Annotated in this window: 1 protein-coding gene; it reads right to left on the minus strand. The window is 42.5% G+C overall.

The window, feature by feature from the left end; all coding sequences use genetic code 11:
- Positions 1-295: 295 nt before the first annotated feature.
- Complete coding sequence (locus ASL19_RS09455; protein WP_369814507.1) at positions 296-11,017, minus strand: Calx-beta domain-containing protein; 10,722 nt, start codon at positions 11,015-11,017, stop codon at positions 296-298.
- Between the last annotated feature and the right edge of the window lie 36 nt (positions 11,018-11,053).

The raw sequence follows: 11,053 nt of genomic DNA on the forward strand, positions 1-11,053 counted from the left end.
AAACTCAACGTGCAGAACGTGAAAGACTTCTCAAAGAGCAGGAAACTCAACGTGCAGAACGTGAAAGACTTCTCAAAGAGCAGGAACAAATAAAGTATCAAACCTTGCTATCACAATTAAAAGCTAAGGGTATTGATATTACTGCACTCGAATAAACTATTACCTGCACCAGAATACCCTTGGGAGGTTTTTAAAAACTAGAGTTTATACTAAAGAGCGATTGCGAAGCACTCCCTGCGGGATCTCGCCTGTTTACACTAGGAGCTTGAAATTAACCAACTCTAGCTTTCACCTTCTACACAAATAAACTACCCACTGCTATATTTCCTAAACCCGGTAAACTACCACTATATCCCGTCAGATTAATCACCAAATCTGTAGCAGGATTAAACCCTCCTACCCCATCATTCACTATTAAATAAGTGCCACCTATTCCCTGTGCTGTTGACACAACCAATGCTGCACTGTTAGTCCCCAAACCTTGATTTCCATCTAATGCTCCATTCCCATCAATAAATACACTATCCACCAAGCTACTCAGTGTACTAGCACTGTTATTGCTAGCACGGGTTAATACACTGGGTGACACTCCATTCACCCTTATCTTGTCCTTGCCAAATTGAAAATCCCCTATTCTATCTGGTTTACCGACTACAGAATCCCCAAAGTTAAACACAAAGGCGTCATTTCCTTGTAGTCCTGTCAGCACGTTTTGACCACTGTTTCCCGTGATTACATTGTCCTTCCTGTTACCTATGCCATTGATATCCTCCGTACCAGAGAGGGTTAAGTTCTCTATTTGCGATAGGGAAGCTAGATTATAGTTAATACTGGAAAATACAGTGTCGTTACCTTCGTTGGGTAGTTCAATAATCACCACACTCGCACTATTTACCCTAATAATGTCATCCCCTTTTCCTGGCATTATCGTGGTTTGACCCATGGTGGCATTTATATCATCTCCTTGGTCTGTGCCAGATCTTACCTTGGGTTGATTGTCATCATTATTAATGGTTCCCGTAGCAGTCGCTGTAGTAATGGTGGCATTGGTGGGACTAGAGAGAGTAACGGTAAACCCTTCATCTGGTTCAACCGTGCTGTCTCCCGACACATTAACCGTAATAGTTTGAGTGGTGTCACCTGCGGCAAAACTCACCGTATCACTTGGTAGTGTGCCGTTAAAATCTGTGCCATCAGCTTGATTAGCGCTAGACCCGGTTACTGCCCAATTAGCGCTGCTATTACTGGTAGTATTACCACTGCGGGTAACTGTGAAGGTAAAAGCTCTTGTACCAGAATTACCTTCAGTTTGGACAGCGTTGGTAGAGGCGATCGCTAAGCTAGGAATGACTTGGTTATTACCAAAGTTAATATCTGTTTTTATTTCACCACCCACCAAATTAACCGTGTGAACTAGACTTACAGTATTGGGAGACGGGGAAGAATTGCCCTCCCCATTACCACTTGAGTTACTAGTATTGGGATCGGGAATAATGCCCTTAAAGCTCAAAATCCCTTCTGCCAGTTTCAGTGCATTAATACGGGGAAAGGTAAGTCCTGTATTTACCACATTATCATTTTCATTATCCCCATCCATAATCAGATCACCGGTAGTATGGAGTAAATCCCGGAATTCACTTACACTCAACCATCTTCCTAAAATCTCCTGGGCCATCTCCTGGGCAAGGGTTGCCAATCCGGTAACGAAAGGAACTGCTTGACTGGTTCCTCCCATAGTCACTGTCCCCCCAGTGGCGCTGGCCCCCTTTATCAGGATACCCGGGGCAAAAACTTCCTTTAATAGATCATCTCTTTGAGAGAAACTGGCAATTTGATCCACACTAGTGCTGTAGTCAATGGCTCCACCAGTAAAGGATTTAGATTCACCAAAGTTGCCTGACCAAACTGCACCCACTGGAACCACATTCGGATCTATGGCTGGGTAGGCTAACCCTTGTACACTATTAAATTGGTAGAAACTATTTCCTGCAGCAGCTGAAATAATCACATTCTGGTTGGCGATCGCTGCTAATTCATCACCGATACCGTAACGTCCAGTAGCAGTTGTCCAATTTTGGCTATCTCCAATAGAGAGATTAACGGAGGCAATATTGTAGGTATTAGCGTTAGCATTAACCCATTGCAGAGCTTTTTCGAGATCAGCAAAGGAACCAGAACCGTTATCCTGAAAAACTTTAAGAACAATTAGGTTGGCATCAGGGACTACAGAGGAAACAATACTAGCTACATGGGAACCATGATTGTTTTTATCGCTGGCATTATTGTCATTATCGGCAAAATCGTATTGATAAATAATTTTGTCGGCAATGTCATCGTTGTTGGCATCGGGGCCAAAAAAGGGATGATTGAGGTCAATACCTGAATCGATAATCACCGTGCTATAGTTTTTGCCCTTAAAGTTGAGGAAACGAGGGTCTTGCCACAGTTGATCCAGGGAAATGAGAGATAAGGCTTGAGTATCTCCTGTAGCATCGATGGTTGTTCCAATATTTTCTAATAGAGGGGTAATAGAACTGGGAGATTCATCATCCAAAATGGTTACTGTTGCTGTTCCTTGCTCCCCGATAAGTGCTCCCCCTGTGGGGTTAGTGAGCTTAATGGTAAAGGTTTCATTGCCTTCCATTTTGCTATCATTGCGAATATTGATTGCGTTGGGATTACCAAGAATCGCATTTTGAACGGTAATTAGTTTATTGGTTTCATTCTTTGCAAAGGTAAGGGTAAAAGGAACATGACTAAAATCATTATTAACAGAACTAGCTGCGCAGCTACAACCTTTAGCACTACCATCTAAAAAGTTGAGGGTCACAGTTACTGAATTGGACACATCACCTGTGCGTGTTAGCCAAAACTCTGTAAGTGAAGTGCCATCTTCTTGAACAAGATAATTAGCACGATTAAAGTTAATTAAGCTAGACTCTGATACACTTAGAAATTCTAGAGTGGGAATGGCTAACGCCACATCGGATGCGGTAGTTGTAATATTCAGAATGGGATAGGTTTGTTGCCAACCCTCTTGGACAATTTGGGCAACTGTATAGGTTCCGGGGCGGAGATTATCAAAGGTGTAGTTACCGTTAATATCAGTTTGGGTGGAAGTTTCTCCTGTGTCAAGTTGTCCATTATTGTTAGCATCTAAATAGACAGTCCAACCCGACAAGCCTGGTTCACTGTTATTAACTGCATTGCTATTCACATCATTCCATACCGTACCTTGAATTTCTGCATCGTTATCTTGAATCCTAACATTAACATTACTAATGATAGCATTATTATAATTAGTATCACTACTAACAACAGTGTGATTAATTGTATCGCTATGGTTACCCTCTGTGACAGCATCCTCAACTGCGGTAACAGTAATTGTTTGGGGGGTATTCCAGTCAGTAGGGGTAAAGGTAAAGGAGGTTTGATTAACAGTAATTTGAGTCCCTTTTGTCAAGGTAACAGTGACATCACCGGTGGGTTGAGTTTTTAGGACTAGAGAATAAGTATCCGTACTACCGCCTTCTGTAACACTGGTATTACCTCCAGTTTGAGACAGGGTAAATCCAGGGGAAGGGGGTGCGGTAAGGGTGAAGTTGGTGGTTTTGAGTGCGTCGCCACTATTGCCCGCATTGTCTTGTATACTTGTGGCATCAACTCGTAAGCTATAAGTGCCGGGAGTATTAGTTAAATCTCCCAATCCGTTTATCCGGTAGGTTGTCTCAGCAAGATAAGTAATGGTAACAGTGTCAGAAAGCGTCAAGGCTACACCATCACGGGTAAGGGTTAGGTCACTCTTATCAAAGGTATTGAGGTTAATCGCTTCAGAGAATCGAATATCAATACTATTAACAGGGGTAGGCGTAGAGGTGGGAACGTTGAGGAATTCTGTGAGAACGGGTTGAGTAACGTCAGCAAAGAGGCTCAGGGGTGTTATCGTAGTGTTACCTGCTGGATCTTGTACTTGAATATCCACTTCCCTTGACCCAGGCGAAGGCAAAGTTACTGTTCCTAAAAACTGAGTATTGGTAACGGTTGCCTGTTGTAGAACGGTATTGGTGGTTTTGTCGTAGAAGAAGACTTTTAATCCGGTTTCCCCTAATTCACCGCTAATGGTGGGGGATGTGGTATTGACCCGTTGCTGTCCTGACAGGGTCAGCAGTTGCAATGTTGTAGGACTGGTGCTGGAAGGATTTAATGCATTCGTCACCGTAATGTTAGTCGGTGTGGTAGGAGCGGTGGTATCCATTACCCAGTTTTCACTTTGGATTCCTGTCCCCATATTCCCCGACAAATCCTGGATACCACTACCATCAACCGTTAGAGTATAGACTCCCTCCGCTGCTGTAAAGCCAGTCAAGCCATTAATTCGATATGATGTGTCGTTAATGGACGTAACTGTGACATTACTACTAACAAGATTTGTTCCATCATTACGGGTAAGAATGATATCTTGCCAAGTGAAGGTGCTGAGGTCAATTTTTTCAGAGAAGGTGACGGTTAAAGAGGGGACCGGTTGATTGCGTGGGTTGATTAAGAGATTGACAATATCTGTTATTACTGGTGGGGTGGTGTCGGCGTTACCGTCAGAGGTTTTCTTCCAGGTTTCTGTAAGTGAACCGCTACCAAATTTACCACTGGTGTCTTGGATTCCTGTGGTGTTGACAGTGAGTAAATAGTCTCCCTGATTGTTGGTTAGGGTATTTAATCCGCTGATTTGATAACGGTTGGGAGAGAGGGAAACAATGGTGACGGTGGGGTTGATTAAATTTGTGCCATTATTTAGGGTTAAGCTTATGTCATTGTAGTCGAAACTACTGGCTTGAATGGGTTCGGAAAAGTCAACAGTAATGGCGTTAACTGCTGTGGCGCGTGGGTCGGGACTAACATCAATAATATCGATAATGGTGGGTCCACCAGGGGTGTAGAAAACGGTATAGGTGGTGTTTCCGGCGGTGGTTTGGTCAAAGAAGTGGAGGATGTTTTCATAAGTAGGACGACCAGTAGCGGGGAAGGTACGGTCAGTTGTCCAAATATTATCTAACCCAATTTCTGTACCGTCAGACCGCTGGATTTTAACGATGTCGTATTGACTTTTGCTAGGTTCATCTAACCGGAAATAAGTCCAGCCATTTTCGACGGTGGCGCTAATTTGAACAGTTAAATTATTGAGGATGGGGGGTGCATCCACAGTGGCGTTTTTGACGGCTTTTACGGGTGCGGTTCCACCATTGCTAAAGTAGATGATATCGGGGGTGAATTCTGCGTCAAAGGTTTCGTTGACGAGGAAGTCGGGTAAGTTGTCGGGGTTGGAATGATTGACTTGAACTGTGTGAATTAGTTCGTGGATTTTGACTTCCTTTATCAGGGAAAGTTCGGCTTTACCAAGGCTGTTGATATGTTCAAAAGTAGCTTTATAATCGATGAATTTCCCTTGTAGGCTGGATTTGAGTAACCAGTCAGCGACGGCAGTTTTTCCGGCTTTGATGTCCCCGAAGTTGACGGTTAGGGAGGGGGTAACACCTTGTCCGTTGACTTCGGAACCGATGATTTGGAAGTCTATGAGTAAGCCTTTTTCGTTTTCGACGATTTTCGGTTGTCCTGATGTGATTCTCAGGTTTTTTGCGTCTCCTTTTCCTTCATTTCTGATGAGGACAGCGAGGGAGTAGGGGATGGATGTTTCTACAATGTCATCGGTGAAGGGGTCATCGGCGAAGACATCTCGTTGGTGGAAGTAATCCAGGTAAAGTTCGGCTTGGGGATAGACGGTTACGGGACTGGAAAGTAAGGGGACGGTAATAGTTTTACCGTTTTCCAGGTAGGAAAGGATGCCACCAATGTTGTATTGGGTGGGGGTTTCTGGCGCAGCTAAATTGGTGGGAATGAACGTCCATTTGGCGCTACCAACTCCTTCGTTTTGGGGAGTGTTGGGGTTATCTCCGGTTAAGATTCCTGTGCCGTCAACGGCGGTGATATTGCTAAGAATGGGGTCAGTAATGCCAAATTTATCGTTGACAATGTTACCGTTTTGATCTTTGATTTGGAGGGTGACGGCAAGGTTGGTTAGATTGGTAGGGTTGCCGTTTTCAATTTCTAAATTGCCAAGGAATGCAGCACGGGTCATTACTGCTTCTTGGTCGATTTGGATTTTAACTTTGGAGCAGACTTCGCCACTATTATCTAAGGCTTTTTCTAATTCTGTAGACTTTTGTTTAATAGCGTCGATTATATCAGCATATCCTTCTGCATTAGTCTCACTAACTGCTTGTTCTAAAGCATTTTGAAGTGGTTGAATTTGGTCTAAAGCAATAAAATCTTGGCTTTCTCCAACCGGTATATCGCCAGTATTAAACAGTCTCCTATTCCAATAATCGATTGTACGATTCCATCGGTCAATAAACTTGTTGACATGGCTTCCTGTAATTGGATTAGGTAATGGTATATTTAAGAGATCACCTCTTTCTATATCTGAAATTTTTACAGCATCTACTTCACCAAATTGGGTGTAAGTAAGAAAATTCCCAACCCAGTCACTAAATTCAGGGGACTGTGCAGCATCCATCCAAACTTTGTCCCCAAAAAACCCTTGCCAAACTTGATAGGTTTTGAATAATCGTTCAAGAGATAACTGTATATTTTGAACTCCTTGATTTAAAGAAGTTTTGGTGCTACTGACAGAAGTTTGGGTCGAAGGATAACAAATGGAATAAACATCAGTAAAATCATCATATGTTTCCCAAAGATCAACAATAATCTTAATGGGTAATACAGCTCTATTAGCTATTTTAATAAATTTATTTCTATCCCTATTATCCTCATTATCCCTATTATCCTCATTATTATACTCAGAGATAGATTTAATAAAGTCTAGCAGTCCATTTCGTATCAAGTCTCCAGGTTCTCCATTGATAGCATCAGCTGCATCTTTCCAATAAGATAACACATTGCCTATAAAGCTAACCGGGGTTGGCATATAACCCAGTATTTTTATTAAAAGACTAGCTGAAACTTGTGTAATTTTATTGATACAAGGATCACAATCAGCCGACTGTATATTAACCGTGACGGGTGTGAGGTAACTCCTAGGTCCGAAACCACCCTCAGGTCCCCAAACACCACCCCCAGGTCCCCAAACACCACCCCCAGGTCCCCAAACACCACCCCCAGGTCCCCAAGTAGCAGAGCAGTTACCCTCTACATTCAAGACAGGAATAGGAATTGCACGCTCAATTTTTTCCCCAGCACATTCATAGTCATAACTCAATCCCAATGAAATTGAGCAAGGTACTTGAGGTGTGGAAGATGTACTAAGATCACCGCTACTGCTGGGTAAAGTGTCAAAGTCCGCAATACGGGTAATTCTTACCGGGATGGTAATCGAACTTTTAGCGGCTAAAATGTCAACCTCATTAATTAACGGCTCAATCTTATAGAAGGGATGTTCAGGTAAATTTAAGGCAATATCATTCGCTGCAATTAAGCCATGATTAGTAACTTTCATGTCAATTTGCATGACTTGACCTACTCCTTGTAAGTCAATTAAATCAATATGCGCTGGTTCAATAACTACTGTCGGAATTGGAACATCAGTTTCAAACGTCGATTGAATCATGATAGTATATCTATCTTCAATTTCAGTCGGCGTTACTGTCCAAGTGTATTTAACCGTTTGTCTTGACAAAAACGCCTGAATATCCTCTGTTTTTCCTGCACCAATATAGATATTATTCTCATAAGTATCATGATTATCAGCAGTAATTCGCAGTTTATAGTACCCCTCCGCTAAGTCAGTTTTAGATAATATTCCATCCGCATCTTTTTCTGAGGAAATAACGGTTCCTGTAAAGGGATCTAATAGGGTAATTGTCGCATTTTCTAACCTAGGTGAACCTTCTGCAAAGAAGAATAATTCATCCACTACATTAATATTAAGATTTCCTTTCGCTTCCGAAATTGCACGGAAATTAAACGGTAAGCTTAAGGATGCTTCATCCCCAGAAATAACTACATTTCCGTTATAAACTGTTAACTCTTGCGTAGCTGATGGTTGTAATAACAACGAAACTTTCGTTGATTGACCAGGATTCAAGGAAGGTAGCTTAACCGGAGAAGCTGACTTTAACCAAGGCGCATCAGGAAGCAGAATATTTAATTGTCCTGACGCAACCTCACCTTGATTACTAACCGTAAACTCAACTATCGTTTGACCTCCCCGCAACATCGAAGCTTGTAAACTGCTGGTATCTGCAACTAAACGGGGTAACAGTTGGGCTACATCTACTCGTATTGGTAGATTCGCGGTAACGCCTTCAGTGGTACTTAATCCCAGACCAAAATTGTAATAACTCCATTTATCATCCGGGACATTGATACTGTAATTGACCGTGATTTCTTCATTACCCCCTAAACTCGTTTTCTCTGGGGTGACATTGACTGTCCAATCACTTGGCGCACCATTGACTGTAGCAGTTAATCCCGATAATCCTAGATTACTCAGGTTTTGTAGTTTCACTGACCCATTAAAGGTGGTTCCTTCGGTAATCCGTTGGAAAACCTGCGTTAAGAATTGGTCATTTTGTTCAAACCTCATTCTTAAGACAGTAAAACTATCTTCGGGGGTGCTATCTTCACTCGCAAACCCAGGAAAATAAGCATTGATATTATAAGTTCCCGCTTCTCCGGGTAAGGAACTAAATTGTCCGACAAAATTACCATTTCCATCGGTAAACGCATCAAACTCTCGGATATTTCCCTTATTCTCTACCCGGACTTTAACAAATTCATAGGGGACTGGAGAGTTATTGCTATTACTTAATGCTTGTCCCTTGAGAGTTACCGCACTACCCGCGATCGCAGTTTCTGTGTCAGAATAAACTGTACCACGATAAGCTGGGGTGACAGTCACTGGGGTAATTGTTGTATTATTGCTTTCCCCAGTTGTTACCCCTTCATTAACGGTATTTCCGTTATCTGTCACCCCAATTAGGTAATATTGTCCGGGATTACGGGGAGCAAAATAAGTGACTGTGCGATCGTAGGATATTCCGGGTAGGAGATTAGCTGGATTTTCTGTAATTCCTAAGCCAAATTCTCCTAATAAGTTGTCATTCGTGTCTAACTTATTATCGGTTGATAAGTAAAATCGGTCTTTCCAAGTTCCTGTTGCGGGGATAATCCCCTTATTGGTGAGTGTGTAGATGAATTGAGACTGCTTGGTTGTATAAGTTGGGGAGATTCCTTGTAATTGAGTGAGGACTAAATCAGGAACATTAATATCGGTGATTTCTAAGCTATCACTCCCACTATTGAATCCTGTTGCTGAAGCGGTAATTGTTACTGTTTGACTACTATCATTGATTCCGTCACTAATTCCGGTAATAGTGAAAGTGGCTGAAGTTTGTCCCGCAGCAATTGTTACTGTGTTGGGGACTGTTGCTTCAGTGGTATCGCTAGAACTAAGAGTAATAATCAAGTCACTATTGATATCAGTATTACGGGTAAGGGTTGCTGTTGCGGTTCCCGTTTCTGAGATGACATCTTTGTCAATAACGACTTTTAAACTGGGACTTTCGTTATCGATGATATTAATACTAGTGGTTGCGGTTCCCGTATCGGTCGCTAAGTTTGTCCCTGTATAAGTAGGTTTGGCCGTGATGGTAACTGTTTGATTACCATCTAAAACGGTATCATCAACTCCGGTTATTTCAAAGGTAACAGATGCTTGATTAGCGGGAATGATCACAGTCGCAGGGACGGTTACGGCGTTAGTATTGCTACTGGATAGTTGCATCTGTAATGGTTTATCCGTAACGAGATTGCGAGTAACTGTTGCTGTTGCTTTACCTCCATTTTCGCTAATATTGGTGTTCTCAACGGTTAGGGTTAAGGTGACTGCATCATTATCAATAATTGCCAGGTTATCTGAACTACTAACAAATCCTTGCACCGTGGCAATAATCGTGTAGTTTTTTGCTAGTTCAATTAAGGTATCATCAACCGCGATTAGGTTAAAGTTAACTGAATTTGACCTAGCGGGAATGGTTACTGTGGTCGGGACGGTTAGTTGGGTGTTGTCGCTGCTAACGAGGGTTACTGTTAAGGGGTCTATGGTGTCAGTATTTCGGGTGACTGTTCCCTGAATGGTGCTACCTTCGGTGACTTGTTCGCCACTAATATTAACGGTTAAGGTGGGTTTAAAGTCGTTGTCGATAATATTGACAATTGTGTTGTTTTGTGAGCCGATTGTTGCGCCACCCGTTGGACTAGACAGACTGAGATTGAGGGTTTCTGTTGCTTCAAAGATACTGTCATCAATGATGGGGATGGTGACGGTTTTACTGGTCTCTCCGTTGGCAAAGTTGACGGTAATTGGGGTGTTATTGTAATCAGATGGTGCATTTGCTGTTCTATTTGTTAGATTAATTCTGACACCAACCGCGCCATCACTTCCATTAATCCGCGTGAGTGTGACTGCGGTAACGGGGGTTCCATTTTCATTAATGGAGTAACTCCCATTGCTAAATTGAATGACTCCCGGTACTGCGTCATTATCAATAATTGTTAGGGTGGCGGTTTGTTCGGTTCCTAATGTGGCGCCACCTGTGGGATTGGAAAGAGTTAAGTTGACGGTTTCTGTTGGTTCATAAATACTGTCGTCAATGAGGGGGATTGTCACCGTTTTACTGGTTTCTCCATTAGCAAAGGTGACAGTAATGGGTATATTTGTGTAATCGTCTCCTGCTATCGCACTTCCATTACTAGGGGTTAGAATAACGCTAACTTCCCCGTCGCTTCCATTAGTCCGAGTTAATGTAATATTCGCCGTTCCGTTTTCGTTGACGGTGTAGTTACTGCTATTGAGGTTAATGATTCCTGGTTGCGGTAAGTCATCGTTAATGATGGTTAAAACTGCTGTAGTTTGGGTTCCTAAGGTTGCGCCACCTGTGGGATTGGAAAGAGTTAGGTTGACGGTTTCGTCTGCTTCAAATTGGCTATCGTTAACAATGGGAATGGTGACCGTTTTACTGGTTTCCCCATTGGCGAAGTT

This window comes from Cylindrospermopsis sp. CR12, assembly GCF_001432185.1.
Classification (GTDB): domain Bacteria; phylum Cyanobacteriota; class Cyanobacteriia; order Cyanobacteriales; family Nostocaceae; genus Raphidiopsis; species Raphidiopsis raciborskii.